The organism is Proteiniphilum sp. X52, from assembly GCF_003712195.1.
Taxonomy (GTDB): domain Bacteria; phylum Bacteroidota; class Bacteroidia; order Bacteroidales; family Dysgonomonadaceae; genus Proteiniphilum.
This window is the reverse complement of the sequence record NZ_RDSD01000018.1, coordinates 1-20856: the sequence shown is the minus strand read 5'-3', so window position 1 is coordinate 20856 and position 20856 is coordinate 1. Positions and strand designations below refer to the sequence as shown.

The 20856-nt window shown below is 44.5% G+C and carries 17 protein-coding genes, 1 tRNA gene and 1 pseudogene; 7 read left to right on the top strand and 12 right to left on the bottom strand.

All coding sequences use genetic code 11. The features are described 5' to 3' along the window. Nucleotides 1-9 precede the first annotated feature (9 nt). Entirely contained in the window at nucleotides 10-1458 is a 1449-nt protein-coding gene (locus D7D25_RS13200) for a glycoside hydrolase family 125 protein (RefSeq protein WP_122969419.1), read from the bottom strand. Between the two features lie 225 nt (nucleotides 1459-1683). Here D7D25_RS13200 and D7D25_RS18570 point away from each other — a divergent pair, with 225 nt between their 5' ends. Continuing rightward, the gene (locus D7D25_RS18570) at nucleotides 1684-1812 is read left to right on the top strand and encodes a hypothetical protein (protein WP_255417305.1); all 129 of its coding nucleotides are present in this window, start codon (nucleotides 1684-1686) and stop codon (nucleotides 1810-1812) included. A 228-nt stretch (nucleotides 1813-2040) separates the two neighbouring features. Here the strand turns inward: D7D25_RS18570 and D7D25_RS13190 are convergent, their stop codons facing one another. Further along, nucleotides 2041-2514 carry an Lrp/AsnC family transcriptional regulator gene (locus tag D7D25_RS13190; protein ID WP_122969417.1) on the bottom strand — a complete coding sequence of 158 codons (474 nt, stop codon included), beginning with the start codon at nucleotides 2512-2514 and terminating at the stop codon, nucleotides 2041-2043. A gap of 23 nt (nucleotides 2515-2537) precedes the next feature. After that, nucleotides 2538-3779, bottom strand: coding sequence for a DUF1015 domain-containing protein (locus D7D25_RS13185; protein WP_122969416.1), 1242 nt, complete (start codon nucleotides 3777-3779; stop codon nucleotides 2538-2540). A 180-nt stretch (nucleotides 3780-3959) separates the two neighbouring features. Between D7D25_RS13185 and D7D25_RS13180 the strand changes: the two genes are divergently transcribed. Then, complete coding sequence (locus tag D7D25_RS13180; RefSeq protein ID WP_122969415.1) at nucleotides 3960-4460, top strand: DMP19 family protein; 501 nt, start codon at nucleotides 3960-3962, stop codon at nucleotides 4458-4460. A gap of 159 nt (nucleotides 4461-4619) precedes the next feature. Here the strand turns inward: D7D25_RS13180 and D7D25_RS13175 are convergent. Next, nucleotides 4620-4694, bottom strand: a tRNA-Pro gene (locus D7D25_RS13175). Nucleotides 4695-4822: 128 nt separating this feature from the next. Between D7D25_RS13175 and aspS the strand changes: the two genes are divergently transcribed. Beyond that, a complete protein-coding gene (gene aspS / locus D7D25_RS13170; RefSeq protein ID WP_122969414.1) occupies nucleotides 4823-6565 on the top strand; it encodes an aspartate--tRNA ligase in 1743 nt (580 codons plus the stop codon). Nucleotides 6566-6609: 44 nt separating this feature from the next. Here aspS and D7D25_RS13165 read toward each other — a convergent pair whose 3' ends face one another. Together D7D25_RS13165 and D7D25_RS13160 are read right to left on the bottom strand one after the other, a co-directional pair. Continuing rightward, nucleotides 6610-7932, bottom strand: coding sequence for a Gfo/Idh/MocA family oxidoreductase (locus D7D25_RS13165; protein WP_122969413.1), 1323 nt, complete (start codon nucleotides 7930-7932; stop codon nucleotides 6610-6612). 176 nt (nucleotides 7933-8108) lie between these two features. Continuing rightward, nucleotides 8109-8774, bottom strand: a complete 666-nt coding sequence (locus D7D25_RS13160; protein WP_122969468.1) for a Crp/Fnr family transcriptional regulator — start codon at nucleotides 8772-8774, stop codon at nucleotides 8109-8111. 103 nt (nucleotides 8775-8877) lie between these two features. On the opposite strand from D7D25_RS13160, the gene D7D25_RS13155 reads away from it, so the two are divergent. After that, nucleotides 8878-9372, top strand: coding sequence for a HigA family addiction module antitoxin (locus D7D25_RS13155; protein ID WP_122969412.1), 495 nt, complete (start codon nucleotides 8878-8880; stop codon nucleotides 9370-9372). Between the two features lie 302 nt (nucleotides 9373-9674). Here D7D25_RS13155 and D7D25_RS18565 read toward each other — a convergent pair. The 6 genes and pseudogenes from D7D25_RS18565 to D7D25_RS13120 form a co-directional block, all read right to left on the bottom strand. After that, a pseudogene (locus tag D7D25_RS18565) lies at nucleotides 9675-9797 on the bottom strand (serine/threonine protein phosphatase); the annotation flags it as partial. A 14-nt stretch (nucleotides 9798-9811) separates the two neighbouring features. Next, nucleotides 9812-10855, bottom strand: coding sequence for a family 43 glycosylhydrolase (locus D7D25_RS13145; RefSeq protein WP_122969411.1), 1044 nt, complete (start codon nucleotides 10853-10855; stop codon nucleotides 9812-9814). Between the two features lie 167 nt (nucleotides 10856-11022). Next, on the bottom strand, nucleotides 11023-12810 hold the full coding sequence (locus D7D25_RS13140) for a RagB/SusD family nutrient uptake outer membrane protein (RefSeq protein ID WP_122969410.1): 1788 nt from the start codon (nucleotides 12808-12810) through the stop codon (nucleotides 11023-11025). Between the two features lie 11 nt (nucleotides 12811-12821). Then, nucleotides 12822-16349: a TonB-dependent receptor gene (locus D7D25_RS13135; protein WP_122969409.1), complete on the bottom strand. Its 3528-nt coding sequence runs from the start codon at nucleotides 16347-16349 to the stop codon at nucleotides 12822-12824. A 206-nt stretch (nucleotides 16350-16555) separates the two neighbouring features. Further along, entirely contained in the window at nucleotides 16556-17746 is a 1191-nt protein-coding gene (locus D7D25_RS13130; protein WP_122969408.1) for a FecR family protein, read from the bottom strand. A 299-nt stretch (nucleotides 17747-18045) separates the two neighbouring features. Then, on the bottom strand, nucleotides 18046-18636 hold the full coding sequence (locus D7D25_RS13120) for an RNA polymerase sigma factor (RefSeq protein ID WP_122969406.1): 591 nt from the start codon (nucleotides 18634-18636) through the stop codon (nucleotides 18046-18048). Nucleotides 18637-19062: 426 nt separating this feature from the next. Here D7D25_RS13120 and D7D25_RS13115 point away from each other — a divergent pair, with 426 nt between their 5' ends. From D7D25_RS13115 to D7D25_RS13105, 3 genes are read left to right on the top strand one after another with little or no spacing between them, the layout of a single operon-like run. Further along, complete coding sequence (locus D7D25_RS13115; RefSeq protein ID WP_122969405.1) at nucleotides 19063-19392, top strand: cupin domain-containing protein; 330 nt, start codon at nucleotides 19063-19065, stop codon at nucleotides 19390-19392. A gap of 36 nt (nucleotides 19393-19428) precedes the next feature. Next, nucleotides 19429-20664, top strand: coding sequence for a DUF438 domain-containing protein (locus D7D25_RS13110; RefSeq protein WP_122969404.1), 1236 nt, complete (start codon nucleotides 19429-19431; stop codon nucleotides 20662-20664). After that, nucleotides 20651-20797, top strand: a complete 147-nt coding sequence (locus D7D25_RS13105) for a hypothetical protein (RefSeq protein WP_158602621.1) — start codon at nucleotides 20651-20653, stop codon at nucleotides 20795-20797. The genes D7D25_RS13110 and D7D25_RS13105 overlap by 14 nt, the downstream gene beginning before the upstream one ends. Nucleotides 20798-20856 lie beyond the last annotated feature (59 nt).

Genomic DNA, 20856 nt, shown 5'->3' with positions numbered 1-20856 from the left:
ATTATCGGACTATATCGAATTGACCAAATCCATTTTTCCTTTGCCTTCCAGATCCACGATCAGCTCGCCGAACAGGGTATTTACCCACGCAAACCATTTCCGGGTAAATTGAGTCGGATCGTCCTTATGGAACGACTCATGCATAAAGCCCGTATCGGCGTCGGTGTCGCGCAGCATCCGCAGGCAATCCCGGATCTCTTCGTCGCTGTTGCTGGTTTGCGCCCGCATAATGATGCTCATCGGCCAGACCATATCATATCCGATATGCGGGCCTCCGATACCCTCTCCCGCAGCTCCTTTAAAGAAGTAAGGATTATCTTCGCTCCATACCAGCTTACGCGTATTCCGGTAAACAGGATCGCTTTTCTCCACTCCACCCAGATAAGGTAGCGCCAACAGGCTGGGTATATTGGCATCATCCATGAAGTAGGCGTTACCAAAACCATCCACTTCAAAGGCATACACTTTCCCATATTTGGGATGCTCCACAACGGCATATTGCCTAAGGGCATTATACACCTCATCGGCCAAGGCCTTGCTTTCAGCCGCGAGTGCGTTATCACGGACCACCTTCTCCGCTATTTCAGCAATCTGATTGAGTGAAGTCACGGCAAAAAAGTTGGATGGCACTAGAAACTGAAAGGTGGTAGCATCATCGGAAGGACGGAAAGTGGAAACAATCAACCCCACCGGTTTTACAGGATTACCATATCCATCGTTGTTCACCGTGTCTGACTGACGCTCCGTCACCCTTTGAAACTTGTAAGGGCCAAGAGCATCCTTACGCTGTTGCTCTTTGAACGTCTGTATCACAAGGCCCATTGCCTTTTTCCAATCAGCGTCAAACACGGAAGTGTCGCCGGTAGTCTTCCAGTAGTGGTATGCAAGTCTCACAGGATAGCAGAGCGAGTCTATCTCCCATTTGCGTTCATGCAGCATTGGCGTCATTTTGGTATAGTCTTTTTGCCATGAACCCTCCGGCCTGGGTTCATTGTAGAAGGCGTTGGCATAAGGATCGATCAGAATGCATTGTGTTTGGCGGTTGACTAATCCCGCGATCAATTGCTTCAGCCTCGCATCGGATTGGGTGAGCGGCAAGTAAGGCCATACCTGTGCCGACGAATCCCGGAGCCACATGGCATCGATATCGCCGGTGATCACAAAGGTGTCCGGTTTGCCGTTCTTCATGCTGAAACTTACCGTTGTGTCCAGCGTATTGGGAAAACAGTTCTCAAACATCCATGCCAGTTTGGGGTCTTTTATCTTTGCCTTGACCCTTGTAATGGTTTGTTCCACGGCTGCCGAAGTAAAATGCCGGTCACCCGTTGCGGGGCGGTTGGAAACAAATTTCTCCTTCATGGATGCGCCTCTTACCGGTGAGGCTGCCCAAGCAGGACGAACAGCCAGCGCCGTCAGCCCTACAGCGGTTTTTTTAATAAAATTTCTACGCGTTGTCATAATTATGTTAGTTATTATACTATTCTGATCGGATTTGGAAGCTATAAAACAATAAAAGGGTTGTATCGTGATTCCTGTTACTGAAACGATTTGAAAAACGGAGGACTAAAATAGAAGTTCCTGAGAAGGTATGCAACTATTTTATCTCTATATTCATTATTGATTGTATTTATTAAGATTTTAAAACATCTACTCCCCGATACGCATCAGAGAAAGTCACCTGACATGCTCTCTTTCCCCAATCGGCAGGATGAGAAGATGATCTTCAACGGGCCTCATTCCATAGGGCTGATCGCCGGAAGAGGTGCGATGTTGGGATCAACACCACTCCGGGAAGAAGAGATATCAGATTAAAACCGTCAACAGGTTAATAGAGGAGGTGAAGCAACCGGTCGCGGAGAATACGATGCTGAAAATAGAGAATAAGACGTGAAGGGACGAAGATGGGAAATTAATAGAAAAACTCAATAACGGAAATATTGTTTATAACTATCCGAATATTACCGTCGTACCATAATCCCGGACAATTATTGCCGGGATTATGGAAAACATGTGAAAGTTAGCCCTGTCACGAAAAAAACATTACCCCTTTTCAATAAATTGAATCGGCAGTTTTTTGCGGAATCCTTCTTTAAAACATATCAATGTTTCGGTTCTTGACAAACCAAGTGGTTGCAACTCGCTATGGATGACGCGCAACAGATCTTTGTTGTTTTTCGCGAACACTTTGATCAAAACATCATATTGGCCGGTAGTATAATAACACTCCACCACTTCAGGTATTTTTTCCAATTCTTTTACAACATACTCAAAAGTGGAGGGAGAAGTAAGGAATATCCCCACATAAGCGCAGGTCTCATAACCGATCTTTTCGGCATCCAGAAGGAACTCCGAACCTTTGAGCACGCCTAATCCGGTAAGTTTTTGTACCCGTTGATGGATAGCCGCACCCGAGACACCACATGCCCGTGCCACCTCCAGAAAAGGAATACGCGCGTTATCCACTATCATCCTGAGGATTTTCTCATCCAGTTCGTCTAATTCATGATGTGCCATAGATCGTTTTGAATTGAATATTATTAGTGTAATTGATGTATTACCAGTCCCGAGCGCAATTTCGGTTCAAACCAGGTCGTTTTGGGCGGCATGATATTACCCGTATCGGCAATATCCATTAACTGTTTCATTGAGACAGGATATAAAGCGATGGCAAGCGCCATTTCGCCGCTGTCTACCCGTTCCTTCAGTTCCCCCAGGCCACGGATGCCTCCCACGAAGTCGATCCGTTTATCACTCCGCAGATCTTTGATACCCAATATCTCATCCAGTATCAGGTTGGAAGTAATGGTCACGTCGAGTTGACCGATAGGGTCATTATCGTCGTATGTACCGGGTTTTGCGGTGACGCTAAAGGAACGTCCGTCAAGATAGATAGAAAATTGATGGAGGTTTTGCGGTCTCCGTATCTCCGATCCGGCAGGCTCCACCACGAAGTTTTTCTCTAATTTTTGTATGAATTCATCGGGAGTGAGTCCGTTGAGATCTTTCACCACCCGGTTATAATCGATAATGGTAAGTTGACTGTCGGGGAAGCAAACCGCCATAAAATAATTGTACTCCTCATCTCCCCTGTGGTTGGGGTTGTTCTTTGCTTTCTCGGCTCCCACCAACGCCGCAGCGGCAGAACGATGATGACCGTCGGCAATATACATTGCCGGAACGGCTTCGAATATCTCCGTGACCCGCCGGATAGTTTCCTCATCCGGTATCAACCAGAAGTGATGCCCTACCCCGTCGGCCGAAACAAAATCATATTCAGGCTCACGGGCCTTCACCTTATCCACGATTTCATTCAACTCCTTATTGTCAGGATAGGCAAAGAAAACAGGTTCCATATTGGCATCGGTCACCCACACATGTTTCATACGGTCCTCTTCCTTATCGCGGCGTGTCAACTCATGTTTCTTGATTTTCCCGGTCATGTAATCCTCCACGTAAGCTCCCACCACCAAACCGTACTGGGTTTTTCCATTCATTGTCTGCGCATACACATAATACATCTCTCTGTCGTCCTGCACGAGCCACCCGTTATCCCGGAACAGCTTCAGATTTTCGGCGGCTTTTTCATATACATCCGCATCATGCTCGTCCTTTCCTACGGGGAAATCGATCTCCGGCTTGATGATACGATACAGTGATTTCTCATTTCCCTCGGCCTCTTTACGGGCCTCTTCTGAATTCAGCACATCATAGGGACGGGATGCCACCTCTTTTACCAGTGATTTCGGCGGGCGAATACCCTTAAAAGGTTTTACTTTCATCTTAGGTTCATTCTTAAAAGATTTTTGCACAAATATAGCTATTTTCTACCGAATAAAGGAACAACACAAAGCCATTTAAGAAAAAACCGTTACATTTGTCGGGGAGAAACAGGGTGTACGACGCAAACAGGTTAACTCCCGCATGATAAGCTTCTCACACAACCATTAAACAAGGGTCACATGATACAGATTCACGAAAACAAACTTATTGAGGCTGCTGAAAAAGGGATGGACCAATTTCTGAAGATATTTACCGACGCTTATCTTGAAGCGTTGGACGGGGAGATCACAGCGGAAAACATGGATCGTCTGAACGGGTACCAGCACACACTGCTGGCGCTTCGTTTCTTTACCGAAGAAGTGAATGAAGGCGGATTCGTACAGCTCATCCAGAATGGCTACGGAGGGTATATTTTTGATAATCCGGTCGCAAAAGCGTTGAAACAGATGGGCGCGAAAGGATTTTCAAAGATACTCTATAAGGCCAAAGAAATATACGACGCCCATCGTACGGAACTGGAACGGGAAACAACGGAGGAAGAATTCATGGCGATGTATACCGACTTTGAACAGTTCGATGAATTGGAGGAGAAGTTCTTCTATATGGAAGAGGAAGAGATCTCCCTTATCGCGCAATACGTGGATGAGAATCTGGAAGATTTTGCGGAGGTCGTGCAATAACCTCTTTTCCAAAAACGAGTGAGACAAACTTACATAAGCGTTTTGCCTCGGGGTCTTCGCCTTTTTCGAAACCGTTGCGTCCTGGTTTTACTCCGGTTTGCTCCATGGCACCAACTCGCCTTCTGAGTATTCGGCTATATATAAGCCCTTTAGATTTCGTCGGGGTGGCGGGATTCGAACTCGCGACCCCCTGCTCCCAAAGCAGGTACACTAACCGGACTGTGCTACACCCCGAAATCGGATGCAAAAGTACAACTATTTTCCCGATAATCTCGACATCTCAGCGGTTTTTTTATTTAACGGCGTGATTCACGCGAGAATTGTGTAAATTTGCAGTCCAATACATCAAACGAAAATATCTTATGTACAGAAGCAACACATGCGGCGAACTGCGGTTGGCCGACGTAGAGAAAGAGGTTACTTTGGCCGGATGGGTGTCCAAAATCCGCAAGATGGGGGGGATGACCTTCATCGACCTGCGCGACCGGTATGGCATCACACAATTGTCATTCAACCAGGAAGTGGATCCGGACCTGTGCGATCGGGCCAACAAGCTGGGACGTGAATGGGTGATCCGGATCACGGGTGGCGTCAGGGAACGCAGTAGCAAAAACCCTCATATCCCCACCGGCGACATCGAGATCATCGTCTCCACCCTGACCGTACTAAACGCTTCCAGGACACCTCCCTTCACCATCGAGACCGACACCGACGGGGGGGACGAATTGCGGATGAAATACCGTTACCTCGACCTGCGCCGTAATGTGGTGAGGCAGAACCTGGAACTACGTCACAAGATGGCTTTCGAGACACGCCGGTACCTCGACCAGCGAGGATTCCTGGAAGTGGAAACACCGGTACTGATCGGATCCACCCCCGAAGGAGCACGCGACTTTATTGTTCCTTCCCGCATGAATCCGGGCGAATTCTACGCGCTGCCGCAATCCCCACAATTGTTCAAGCAGTTGCTGATGGTATCGGGATTCGACCGCTATTTCCAGATCGTGAAATGCTTCCGTGACGAGGACCTGAGGGCCGACCGCCAGCCGGAATTCACCCAGATCGACTGTGAAATGTCATTCGTCAACCAGGAAGATGTATTGCAAACCTTTGAAGGATTGACCAAACACCTGTTCAAATCGATCAAGGACATCGAAATACCCGATTTCCCCCGGATAAGTTATGCTGACGCCATGCGGCTGTACGGGTCGGACAAACCGGATACCCGATTCGAAATGACGCTTACGGAGATAAAAGATATTACCGCCGGACACGGTTTCGGGGTATTCGATTCGGCAGAATATGTAGGGGCCATCCGCGCGAGGGGATGCGCTTCTTACACCCGCAAGCAACTCGACGAATTGACGGATTTCGTGAAACGCCCCCAGATCGGGGCGAAAGGGCTGATCTACCTGCGATATAATGAAGACGGCTCGTTGAAATCGTCCGTCGACAAATTCTACCGTGAAGAGGATCTCAAAAAATGGGCGGAACGATGCGATGCCCGGCCGGGCGACCTGATACTGATACTGGGCGGCGAAACGGAAAAGACACAAAAACAATTGTGTGAACTGCGACTGGAAATGGGCACACGCCTGGGATTGAGAGACAAGAACAACTACAAATGCCTGTGGGTGACAGATTTCCCATTATTGGAGAAAGATGAAGAGTTGAACCGCTTTTTCGCAAAACACCACCCTTTCACCTCACCCAAGCCGGAAGATATCCCGCTGCTCGACACCAATCCCGGCGCCGTTCGCGCCAACGCCTACGACATGGTGATCAACGGCGTGGAAATAGGCGGCGGTTCCATCCGTATCCACGACAGCGGGCTGCAGAAGAAGATGTTCTCCGTACTCGGTTTCACCGAGGAGCGGGCGCAGGAGCAATTCGGTTTTCTGATGGATGCCTTCCAATACGGGGCGCCTCCCCACGGCGGGATCGCCTTCGGGCTGGACCGGTTTGTCTCCGTCTTCGCGGGACTGGATAGCATCCGCGATTGCATCGCCTTCCCGAAGAACACCAGCGGACGCGATGTGATGATCGACGCTCCGTCTCGTGTGGAACAGGGACAATTGGAAGAGTTAGGCATTGCCCTGTCATAAAAAAAGCTGCCCGGAAGCAGCTTTTTGGTCCAATCCTCTTTACTTTAAAGGATATATCCTTCACTGTAAGTCTTATTGAACAGGCGGTTTGCCTCCGCATCGGGGTCATCCACAAACTTTTCTGCGGCAGGATCCCATTTAACTGGACGTCCCAAGTCGTACGCAATATTTCCCAGCGTACAAACCGTGCAGGAACGGTGTCCTATTTCCACGGGAACCACCGGATCGGTCTTCGTTTTCACGGCATGGATGAAATTTTCGAGGTGCGGTATTTTCGTTTCATAGGCACCTTCCGTCGCTTCCACCGTGGGAGGCAGCAGACTGTCGTCCGAAGCGAGAAAATGTCCTCTCGAGATCTCGATCCAACCTTTGTCGCCCCAGAACTTCACCCCCTTCGTCAGTTTTTCGTCAAAAGGTTCCTCGGTCATTACCACGCCGTTATCATATTTATAGGTGAGATATTGAGTGTCCTGATATCCGGCGGGAATAATCTCAACCGGACCGCTGTTATCCATGCCCAAGGCCCATTGGGCAATGTCGAACATGTGGGCGCCCCAGTCGGTGGTGAAACCGCCTCCCAGTTCCTTGTACCAGCGCCATGCGCCCCAGAACTGCTCGTTCTGCTCGGGATCAAGGGAAACGGGAGGATTCAACTGCGCGTTGTAATGCACGTATTCGGAAGGACCCAGCCACAGCGGCCAGTTCAGATCGGCCGGCACGGGTTCTTCAGGCAGGTCGTACGGTGTCGGCGGGGCTCCCACATAAGCATTCACCCGCTCGATTTTACCTATTTTCCCTTCCTGCACCATCTTCACGGCATGTTGGAAATTGGGATCTGAGCGCTGCTGACTGCCAACAGCAAGAATTACACCGTTGTTTCTTACTGCTTTCACCAGTTCCTGACCTTCCTTGATGGTGAATGTCAACGGTTTCTCCAGGTAAACGTTTTTCCCGGCCCTGCACGCCTCAATTGCCATAAAAGCGTGCCAATGGTCAGGCGTGGCAATCACCACGGCATCGATATCCTCACGGGCGATCAGGTCCTTGTAGTTCTCATATACCTCCACCGCCACTTCCAGCTGAGCATCCGCGTAATGCTTATTCACACGTTGCAGAAAACGCTCCCTTTTGACACCGTACACATCGCTTCCGGCTATCACTTCCACACCCGGCATTCCCATAAAGCCATTCAACAGATACATGGCCTGCTGTCCCAGGCCGATAAATCCCAGACGGATAATCCCGTCGGCAACCTCACCGGCTTTCTTGCTCTGACACGACGTTACGAACTGCGGGAATACGGCCACCCCCACAGCACCGATTGCCGCCGTTTTCAAAAACTTCCTTCTTGTTAATTGATTACTCATGACTTTTAGATAATATGATAATAGTTTGATTTCATCAGACTATTTCCACACTCAACAGAGTCAAAACAAGTTTTGCCTCTGTATTCGCTTACCGAAATAGTTGTTTTCTGGTGCAAATATATGCTTTTATTGCCAAATCCCTTATTTTTAACGGAAAAAATTGTAAAAATAAAAAATCAAATCCATTCTTCCAGTTTTTTCCTGTTCAATACTTTCAGCTCCCTTTTATAAAGAGAGATCATCCCTTCCCTGATCATCTCTCCGAGGGTGCGTGCCAAGGAGGGGCGCTGTACACCGAAATATTCCGCCAGTTGGGTTTGTGTGCGTCTTAACAGAAAAGAATCGTGCTGCGGGGTCGTGTTTTCCAGTATATAGAGGGATAATTTTCCTTTCAGGCTTTTGATAGACATCATCTGCACCTTTTTTGAAAGGAAGACGGTCATATTGGAGTTGACCTTCATAAAATTCGTCATCAGCGTCTCGTTCCGCATCATTTCCCTCATCCACATCGATTTGGGAATCACATAAAAGGTGCTTTTTTCAACAGTGATCACATCTACCGGATAGCGATTTTCCGTAGCAACCAGGAAAGCGGGGGCCAGCGGTCTCACCGGCTCGATAAACTCAATCTCCAGCACATTGCCCTCTTTCGTCACCATCTCGGTACGCACCAAGCCATCCATCAACAGATAAAGGGAGCGGACGGTATCGCCCTTCCTCACTACATAATTGCCTTTATCCACCTCACGCACCTCAGATACGGAGCGTTCCAGAATTTCATCTATCTCCTCTTCGGCGAGACGAGAGAAAAGGGGGCAGGAAGATATGTCGTAATCAGCCATAACAGTTTCATCGTTTTGATACAAATTTACATGATTTTCTTTTTAAAACCGCCCAGGCGAATAGAAATCGTCCTTTTAACTTTGCATCATTAAAGAGCAAAAAGTGAAGATTATTTTCGAAAAGGGGTATCTGGAAGAGTTGTACACTACAGGAAAAGCAAAATCGAAAAAATATAGTTTTCCGCCTGAAGTGGTCCGTAAATACATCGAGACTGTGGATAAACTTCGTGCCGCTAATCGAATCGAAGATCTATTCATTATCAGGAGTTTACATTATGAACACAATATTCCAAAATATCCCACCCATCCAGGAACACTCATTAAAGATGAACTCATTGAAATGGGTGATACTACACAAAAAGAACTCGCCTCATCTTTAGGTGTCACTCCATCTTATTTGAGCGAGGTGATTAATGGGAAACGTGCCATCAATGCCTCTTTAGCCCTCGGATTAGAAGAAATATTTGGCATTTCCGCCGAATATTGGTTTCGTTTTCAAGTGCAATACGATCTTGATATGTTACGCATTGCCCGGATAAATAAACCCAGAGTAAGAGAACCGGATCAACTTTCCCCAAAGAAGGAGTTTATTGTTTGAAAACGGGCGAGTAGAAAGACAGAATATAGAAGCAAGTCCATTTACAGGAGATAGAGTTACCCTCAAAACAGGACGGAAAGAATTTGAATGTAGAAAATCCAAAATTAAGATCAATGACGTTTTGGCAAGTTATAAATTCTTCTTAATCCGGCAATAAACCTTCATGAATTTATGACTTCCTGGATTACCTCGCACCTGAGAACCCAGCGCCTCATCGCGACTTTCTCTCTCAAACGCCTAAGTATATGAGACATATCCGGGAAAAGGGCGCACTTCCTCAACTGTTTCCTCACCCGGGTAATCTATTTCAATTCGATATCAAACTGATCATATGGCTCCGTGCGGTGTGCCAAATGGCGAGTAGACGGAGAAATCCCGAATAGAGGGGAGTACGTTTTAACTTTGATTGTTTTACCATCCGGTAAGAGTCCGTTTCTTTTTATTTGAATACGGGAGATTTGGCTGTGATGGAGGGAGTATTGCCTTGTATGTATGGGCCCCAATCATTCCAATAAATCCTATCAAGCATCAGTAAACGCCCCATCGAATCATCAGATTTCTTATAAGCATGATAGATAATCCAATCATTTCCTTCATCGTCTTGTACAAATTCGGCATTATGCCCCGGACCAGCCCACGCATCATTCCCTTGTAATAATAAATCTCCAGCTCCATCAAGCATACGCTTGCCTTCTTGTGTCACATAAGGTCCCAATACATTCTCCGATCTCCCGAAAATCAAATGATAAGTGCTTTTTTTTCCTTCACAGCAGGTTCCAGATGAACCAATCAGGTAAAAATATTTGTCACGTTGTACAATATAGGATCCTTCCATTTGATTGCCAGCAAGCTTCACTTTTTCGGTCCCCTCCTTTACCGCTAATCCATCACTGGTCAGTTCAATCGCATAAATACCATAAAAACTGCCCCACACTAAATACTTATGACCATTCTCTTCAATATAAAATTGATCAATAGAGTTGTTCACTCCATGGGATGCATAATCCAATATTTTGCCTTGGTCAGTAAAGGGCCCTTCAGGTTTATCCGCCGTGGCCACCCCAATAGCTGAGTCGTAAGTTCCACCCCATACCCCCATAGAGAAATAGAGCACATATTTCCCATTAATGTAATTCACATCGGGAGCCCATAATCTCGCATTGGAAACCCAGGTCGGACGATTACTCTCATCAAAGACAGTTCCCACATCATCCCAGTTAACCAGATCTTTAGACCTGTGTATGGGAATATAACGAGTATTGCCCGGTAAATTGTCCTGTGTACTATAGACATAGAAATAACCATCGTTTGCTTTAATGATCGAAGGATCAGGACAGTTCGCATTGATAATGGGATTCTTATAAGTAAGAATGGTGGCTGAATTTCCGTCGCCATCAGAACCTTTCTTCCTTTCGTCATCAATATTGCCGCATGCTGCCAGCACAAACAGCATTAAAAAAATTAAAAGCTTGTTTTTTTTCATATTTAGTCATTTAAAAGAATCGGCAGTTTAATCCGTCCATAAGTTTGCTTTATCTCCAACTATTTCTCTAATATTATACATATCTCCTGATTAATGATCTGTTTTACTGAAAATATGAGCCGGTAAAATGTTTTCCGACTTGTTCCACATATCATTATCCGAAGAAATTAATCGTTCCATCCTTGGTTTTGTGTCAAATTCGGATTTTTTTCTCTCTCGGAAGAGGGAATGGGCCAAACCCAGCATTGTTCACCTAGCCAAGACCAAGTATAAGTAGTTGTGCCCCAAATTTGCATCAAGCCATTCTTGTTATCCCTGAATTTCTTTTCTTTCCAAGTTTTCCATCGAAGTTCATTCCAATACATTACGTTTTCACCTGCAAGCTCCCAATAATACTCATTACGGATTCGTTCGCGCATATCTGCTTGACCTTTCACTGTTGTCGGCTCATTACTGTTCAGTAATTGCGCCCCACAGCGTGTGCGTAATTTGTTGATTTGTTGGATGGCTTTGTCTGTTTGTCCCATTTCATTCAAAGCCTCGGCATATCCAAGCAGAACTTGTCCATAACGTATTAAATTTACATCCAGACCATAAGTATCCCGGTATGGCCATTCATTTCCTTCCGGAACAAATTTACGCCATAAGTAATAAAAATAATTATTTGCATCTGTACGAATATCAAAAGGTTCACGCCCGTCAAAGCCACGATAGGGCCAACGCAATGTGTAAGTATTCTCTACGCCTCCTGAAGATCCCAAGTAGGTGGAATAAGGGGTAATTATAGACATCATGAGTCTTGGATCCCTATCTTCATAAGCTTTACGGATACGGGTTTCATTCCCATTCGGTAAATACTTGCTCATATCAGCTCCGTAAGTAGCCATTTTAGTAATTTCGGCATTGGTCATACCATCCCGAAGGAAAAACACGGAACGTTGCAATGGCGTCATAGAACTGTATCCGGGGCAATAATCATCCCAATTGAACGGAGTGCCATCCTTAGTTTCAAAAGATTCAACAAAATAAGGATTGGGTAAATAGTTGTTCCACATAGAACCTCCTGTATTCCGGTTTCCGTAATTTACATTCAAAGGGTTTGCTACAGAATATTGTTCGCATTGCACTGAAAAAATCATTTCATCACATTGCTCATTCGCTATTTTCAACAGATTCTTAAATGCAATTGATCCCCCGGTTGTAAAAAGTGAGTAACCACAATCCTCGACAGCTTTAAAGTCGTCGGCAGCATTTTCCCATTTCTCCAACCAAAGGTAGACTTGTCCTCGAAAAGCGTGTGCGGCACCCTTCGTAACATGACCATAATTGGCATCCGACGCTTTATATTTACTGGGTAAATTGGGCTCATTGATTGCATCGGTCAGGTCTTTCACAATTTGATCCCAAATTTCCGCTTCAGTTGCCCTCGGAACTTTGGCTTCATCCTCGTTATATATTGGTTTTAAAATAAGGGGTATTCCTTTGAATAGGATATTGAGACGATTATATGCCCAACCACGCAGGAATTTGCACTCTGCAATATAGCGAGCTTTCTCGGCATCGGTCATGTCGGGTACATTGTTTATATTTGTTATTACATCGTTGGCTCGGTTAATCATTGTATAACCAGCCTTATATAAATTACTGAATTGACTGTTGGATGGAGTGGCAGTCCCTCTGACGAGAGAATTCTGGGATATCCAGTTCAAGTCAATGTCCATAACAGAGGAATAGCCATCCCACACGCGGCCGGCATTGTTGACATAGCCCGCGGCATACCAACCGACTAAAGAGTTGTAAACACCTGCTACTGCTTGTCTCGCCAAAATGGAACTTGTCCATATATTTGAGTCGCTAACCGCATTACGGGGAGCTGTATCCAAAAAACTGGAATCACATCCCACTAGCGCAAGCGTATAAAGTAATCCCAATAAAAAATATCTTATAATCTTCATAACTCTTATTTTTAAAATGTAATATTTGCGCCAAATGAGAGTTGGCGGTAAGTCAAATAACCTATAGAAGCACGCATCTCGGGGTCAATACCGGGATAACTGGTAATTGTCCATAGATTTTCCCCCGATAAGAAGACACGCATGTTTTGTATGTAAATCTTTTGTACCAGGCTTTTCGGAAGTGTATATCCGAATGTTAAATTTTTGAGTTTCAAGAAATCTCCTTTATACAACCACCTGGTATTTGTCAATTCACTTTGGCTGCTACCGGAATTATTGGTCAGACGAGGGTTGTCTGAATACAGATTGGTCCGGGGATCTGAAGGATTTTCCGGATCATAGAAGTAGTGATTCTCAGCGACACCTTTCCCTATGGCATAACCCTTGATCGTTGTACTGGCATTGTGCCCATTACGGTAAAAATAAAGCTTGTTTCCTGCCACTCCAAACCAATTCATTGACATATCGAACCCTTTCCAGCTCGCTGTCAATTGTGTGCCGAAATTCCATTTGGGCATGGATGAACTTCCAACAAAATCGTTATCATGGGTATTACCATAAATACCATCACCATTGGTATCTGCATAAATATAATCACCATACCAGATCCCATCTTTACCTATTTTTTGGTTCGGATAAAATGTATAACCGGCATTGGCCATCGCATTCAACCATTTCATATCATCTTCTGTGCGAATCATCCCTGTTGAGGGGCCTCCGTTTGGATCAACCGAGCCGTCCTGGTTGAAATAATTCTGATTGCCATGATAAGGTTGCAGCATATAATATTCGTTAATCATATGACCTTCCAATACACGGTTGGTGGTTCCTGTTGACACATCCCCCAGATTCGTCACATATACTTCCTCCCCTTTCTCATTTGTTTGCCAACCACGCACAAGTTTTCCTTTATATTTACTCACCAGATTCCTATTGTATGAAACGTTACCGCTGATGCTGTAATGAAAATCATGAATACGGTCATTCCATGTCAGTTGTAATTCCATCCCCTGGTTTGTAACTTCTGCAATATTTTGACGAGCAGCCGTTATATTACCATTTATCAACATGATAGAGGGGCGATAAAGGATACCGGAAGTTTCCCTGTTATAATAATCGAGTGTACCGAATAGTCGATTATTTAATACACCAAAATCAAAACCAATGTCCGTAGTCGTTGACCTCTCCCATTGCAAATGAGTATTTGCCTGTGCTGTGGGAGCAAGGCCCAGGTTTGTACTGCTATTAAAAGGATAGTTCACCAGACCATATGTCTGTTGCCACTCATAATTACCAATGCTGTTATTGCCAAGTTTACCCCAAGAAACGCGTATCTTGAAATTGTCCAACCAGTTTCTACTACCGCTCATAAATGACTCTTCGGAAACTCTCCATCCGGCAGATACTGCGGGGAAAAAACCCCATCGATTATTCGGAGCAAATTTCGAGGAACCGTCATTACGCATATTCACTTCAAATAAGTAGCGGCTGGCATATGCATAAGTTGCTCTGCCGAAGTAAGACTGCGCAGTATATTCGTTACTAGCCCCATAGGATGATTTGTACTCTGTTCCTACATCAAGGTCATCTATTTCAGGATCGATCAATCCTTGCAGCGTAACGTTTGCTGTCCGGCTCCAAAACCGTTCTTGTTCGACACCGGCCATAGCTGTAATATCGTGTTTTCCGAAACTTTGTGCATAATTAAGGACATGATTTAATTTCCAATAATTCTCACGATTATAGGTCTGACCGGTGGTTGCGATTTTCAGGTCGATGGGATTCGCTGTGATTTCGTTCAAGCCAAAACTCCATTTCGGAAATGCATTTGAAGCATATTTTCCATCATAAATGTAATGTTTGTACCAGAATCCAAAATCATAGCTGAAATGTTTGAGGAATTTCAAAGAAGTGTAGAAGTTGGTAAATATTTGAGTATACTTCATGTCTCCATGCTCAAAATTCATATCCCACAGCGGATTATGCGATTGCGGGTCTTCTTCGTTGGCTTCAGGGGCTCCATACTTTCCATCGTAATAGGGATAGGTACCCGGTACAACTTTTGTCATGTCAATACCGGTCAAAGAGCCCGTACCAATACGATCTCGATCGGTGTTATAACCCCATATGCGACTACCTACGCGCAGCCGCTTTGCAATATCTGTATAGACATTACTACGAACGAAGAAACGTTTGAATCCTGAATCTTTCAGAATGCCGGGGTTATCAAGATATCCAAACGAAAAGTTATAACCCGACTTGTCAGTTGCTCCCGATGCCTGGATGGTATGCTCTTGCATGAGACTGTTATCATAAATTACATCGTACCAGTCAGTATTGGGATATGCTACATGGTTGGGATACCCGGAGTCAGCGAAGCCATAAGGGTCCTTTTCTTTTTCTCGCCATAAATTGATGGTAGCGTCGGTGAAAGCAATCGGACGTCCCAGATTCGTATAGGATTCATTGATTAGTTCCATGTAATCGGCGTAGTTGCTTACCAGTCTCGGAATTCTCATTGGTGAATTTATGGATAATTTGGTAGAGACATCTATATTGACTTTATCTTTCTTTCCTCCGGCCTTTGTCGTTATTAAAATCACGCCATTGGCTCCCCGATTGCCATAAATAGCACAAGAAGCAGCATCTTTCAAAATAGACACAGATTCAATATCGACGGGATTTACATTGCCCAGGGATTGCTCCATACCATCGACCAACACCAATGGATTGGAGTTATTGAGTGTACCGATGCCTCGAATATTCAAAGAGAAGTTTTCAGAATAAGGATTCCCTGATCCCTGCATGACTTGCAATCCTGGAGCTAAGCCACTCAATGCTTGTGCGGCATTCACTAATGGACGGGATTTTGATTCTTTAGAAAAATCAACAGATGATACAGCACCAGTAAGATTAACTTTTTTTTGTATTCCATATCCCACAACCACCAACTCGTCCAACGCTTTGGTATCTTCACGCAAAGTGATATTCAATGTAGTTTTTCCTTCCGTATTAATTTCCTGTGAAAGATAGCCGATATAAGAAACCTGAAGTATGGCGTTATTTTCCACCTGCAACGAGTAGCGACCATCTACATCGGTAACGGTCCCATTTGTGGTCCCTTTTTCCACGATATTGGCACCGATAATGGCTGCTCCATCTTTATCGGTAATGGTGCCGGTAATTGTCTTTTTTTGTTGTTGGACAACATCTTCTTCATGCACAATATTATCCGGGGCTTTTTTCACAATGTAAATGGAACGGTCGGAAACAAAATATGTATTCCCCGTAGGGCTGAGGACCTCGTTGAGGATCTGCTCGATTGTCCCGTTTTCGGTATTGACCGTAACTTTCCTGTTCACGTCGAGAATATCGTCCTGATAAAAGAAAATAAATTCGCTGTTCTTTTCTATTTCGGAGAAGACCTGTTTAACAGTCTTGTTCTTTAGGTTAAGGGATATCTTTGTCGACTGGGAATAACTGTTATTGGAGAAGCAAACACTAATACCCAACGTAAAGAATAAAAGAAATACTCTCATAATTCGACAAGTCCTTCTAATATTAGCTTTTTTTAAGCCAAGGTGTTTGATTTTTGTCATACATTTGTCATGATTTAAATTTGAAACTTTAACTGGTTTTACATTTAAGTCTTGGCCGGATGATACTGAACCTATCATCCGGTTGCTTTTTTACAAGTCAGATTTTCTTCATAGGCATTTTCCTTTTAAATTCAGTTGTTTAAAATTCAGGATATCGCGCTTATCGCATAACTCCCATCGGTGTTTTTCCGACACGTTATGGGTAACGCGCGGGATAGTTCCTCCAGCAATTTGTTCATGTCGTCTTTCAGGTCGAGTTTTCCGGAACAATTCAAGCCCGCCAAGGCGGCATCACATTCGATCGGTATGCCGTAATAGCGCTCAAGGCGGGTGACGATATTAGTCAATTTCTCGCTTTCGAATTGATATAATCCTTGTGTCCATAACACATAGATGCCGGCATCCACGTTTTCAACGGTATGGCTCCCCCCGGTATCGGAATACATCTGATCCGGTTTCAGGATGATACTATTTTTCCGGGAGTTGGAGGAAATGCTTACCGAGCCGGATAAGAGTACAACACTATTTGTTTTATCGGCTTGATATGCCGACACATTGAACTTCGTACCCAATACCTCGATATCCACCTGCCTCGTTTTTATCACAAACGGGCGTTTCTTGTCTTCGGCAACTTCTATATAGATCTCCCCATCCACATGGATCTCCCTTTTTCCTTTGCTGAATTCGGCAGGATACACAAGCCTGCTGCCCGCATTAACCCATGCTTTTGTCCCGTCGGAGAAAGTTATGACGGAGCGTTTGCCATAAGGTGTGATCAACTGGTTATAAGGCGCCGACTCTTCCTTTAGGATAAGGTTGTCGTCAGCTTTTATCCCATCTTCTTCGTATTGGATGGAAGATTCTTTGTTATTTAAAGCGACAGTATTGTTTTCCGACAGGATCAGTTTAGTGTCGGATGAATAGAAATCGTTCCTGTCAGGTAATGCCCGGGCAAAGGTGGAAATATCCTGCACGTTATTGTTTTTGTTGAAGAGAAGCGGTAGGGATAGGATGATGGCAACACTCGCGGCTATGGCGGATATACTCAAAACAATACGCTTTGAGTTTCTTCTTTTCTTTTTAAGACGAATCTGGTTTTGTAATGAAATGATGCACGCCGATATTTCCGGATCGGACATGCTGAAATCATTGAACCGGATGTTCTCCTTATACAGGATAATAGCCTCCTCTATCGGCAATGTCAGAAACGGATATTTTTCAACAACATCGTTCCAAAACAGCATGTCTTCTTCACCACTTAAGAACTGCCACCTGATAAAATCCTTGTCTTTGAGGAAATCTGTCGCCGTATAGTTTATATATTTATCTGCCTGCATTTATCCCGTCTGTTTTCATCTGACTAAAAATATTTATTTTCAATGTTGTCATATGGAATTGAGCGAAGCGAAATCGCCGACTTCCATTGATATCAAAACCGGAGGCAACATCGCTTTAGTCATGATCTTCTGTGATAATGATTATCATGCTCGTTTCATACGATTATTTTATTTTTTTCTTGTCGGTGTATGGAACTCGCTTTTAATCATGCTCTTGTGTGAGAACAGTTATCATGCTCGTTTCTATATATACAAACGGAATAATTTTTTATACCCATTTTCTCAAAAAAAAATGAAAATTAAGAAAAGATCAGCATAAATAAACAGATCAATAGTAGTTGTTCGTCGTCCCTCAACCGTTTCAGGGAACGGGAAATCAGCTTCCGTGCGGCATGTTGTGTTATATCCATTATTTCGGCAATTTCCTCATATTCCAGTTCCTGCATAAAACGGAGATATATAGCTTCCTTTTGGCGGGAAGTAAGTTTTGAAAGGAGGTCATCTATCTGCTGTTTAATAATAACGCGGTCTTCTTCATCGATAATCCTATCTAATACGGTTGTCGTGATGGAAAAGCTGAGAACATCTTCAGAAATATCGGTAGTGGTCGAAACAGCTTTAGATTTATAGATGTTATAAAGCCTGTTTTTAAGAGATTTCAGTAAAAAATACTTCAAGTGATCGATAGAAGAAAAATCTTTTTCTTCGAAATATATTTTCAGGAATATATCCTGAATGGTATCCTTTACAACTTCTTTTTCCCCTCCCAAGCTTATTCCGTAAGCGTACAAATCATTTATATAAAATTGATAAAAAAAGGAAAATGCATTATCATCCCCTTTCTTGAATCTTGTGAATAAGCTGGTATGATCGGAAGCGGAAACGTTCATAATACGGTGTGATTTGCATGCATATCGTGTGCAAATGTATACAAAATATCGATTTATAGATGGATCGAGGGGGAAATAGTTTCCCATCCGGAAAATAGGGGCATAACTACTGACAATCCTACAAGGATGAAACGAGCATGAGAATTATGCTTCCAGAAAAGAGTCTACTTTTCACCTCTAGCGCAGTATTGTTGTCAAAAAGAATCAAAATCACCTGACAGATTATATCAAAATCACCCGATAAATCATATTAAAATACATTAAACCACAGTTTATGTAACTTCGGTTACAATTTATAGTGGTTCTAAATAGTATTTTTGCAAGAAACATGTAGTCTTTAAAACCTAACATATATAGATCGGATTTACCGGTATATACAGCAATCTGAAAATATCCGGTATAATTAACAACTAAAAAACAGAAATTATGGCAACATACGAAAAATCAACAGTCATCGCCCTCGAAGAATCGATAGATTACGCTTCCGGCGGGGTAGTCAGCAAACAAGTTACAAAAAACAAAGTCGGGAATATCACTCTCTTCTCTTTCGATAAAGGCCAGGGACTGACCGAACATACCGCAAACTACGACGCTTTTGTACAAATACTGGATGGTGAGGCGGAAATACGGATCGACGGCACCCCCCATCTCCTGAAGAAAGGGGACTGTATTATTATGCCGGCCAATATACCGCATGCACTGACAGCCGCGGAGCGATTCAAGATGTTACTCACCATGATCCGCGGAGAAGAATAAGAAGGCAAGAACTGACCGGTAAAATAAACTTTATATATGAGCGAATTCATCAATAACTCAACGCAGCGCAAAGAGATGCTGCGCCACCTCCTTCTCAGGCTACATGAAGGAGACAACCCCGAAATATTACGTCAACGGTTGATCGAAGTGCTGAGAAGCATCCCCTATCACGAAGTAGTGGAAGTAGAGCAGGAACTAATCAACAGCCATGCACTTACTGAACAGGAGATACTTGAATTCTGCGACCTGCATACGGCCGTACTCGACGGAAGCATTGACCAGCAAGGGGCAAAAGAAATACCTGCAGGTCATCCGGTAGACACTTTCAAGAAAGAGAATATGGCTATCCGGCAACAGATCAAAGCCTACGAGGAGGTAAAGGAAAAGGTTGCGAATATCTCCGACGCGGAAGTGCCCGGATATGTGCTCCAACTGCGCACCATCTTCAACAACTTCTCCGATATTGACAAGCATTACAAACGGAAGGAATACCAGCTTTTCCCGTTTCTGGAAAAACATCTGATTACCGGCCCTCCCAAAGTGATGTGGGGCAAGCATGATGAGACGCGGGAACTGCTGAAAAATTCGCATGAAGCGCTTGCATCACCCATTTCCGGGGCGGAAGAGTTAAAATCGATTATACAGTTGGTGCTTGACCACACGGTAGAGATGATTGCCGGGATGATCATGAAAGAGGAAGAGATTCTCTTGCCGATGTCTATGGATACGCTTACTGAAGATGAATGGTACAAAATCTATCAGGAGACGCCGGAATTTGGTTATTGCCTGATCGATCCGGTGGATGAATGGGCGCCGGGCGGTGTGAAGGTGGAAAAACAGGAATATGTGACAGCCGATGCCATCCGTCTCTCTTCAGGCGCATTCAATCTGGACGAGTTGGAGGCTCTGTTCCTGCACTTACCGATCGACATCACCTTTGTAGATAAGAACGACAAGGTACGTTTCTTCTCGCACAGTCCCAACCGCGTTTTCGAACGCAACCGGTCCATCATTGGCCGCGATGTGCGGATGTGCCACCCGCCCGGCAGCGTGCATGTAGTGGAGCAGATACTCGCCGATTTCAAAAGCGGGAAAGAGAACAAGGCTGTTTTCTGGATGTCGAATTTTCAGGGACGTTTTATTTACATCGAATATTCCGCCGTCCGCGGGAAAGAGGGTGAATACCTCGGTGTGGTGGAGGTGACACAGGATATCACCACCATGCGAAAGCTGGAAGGCGACCAACGTTTGTTATCGTATGAGCAGAGATAGAATCGATATCACACCCGACACAAAGGTGGCTGAACTACTGAAGAGTTATCCGGAATTAGAGGGGATCATTCTTCAGTTCTCACCCGCTTTCGCAGCACTGAAAAACCCGGTGCTATATAGTACTCCCACTTAGTTGGACTATTTTTCCTTTTAGTTAAGATAGTTTTTCCTAATTTTTTAAGCTGCTTTTGT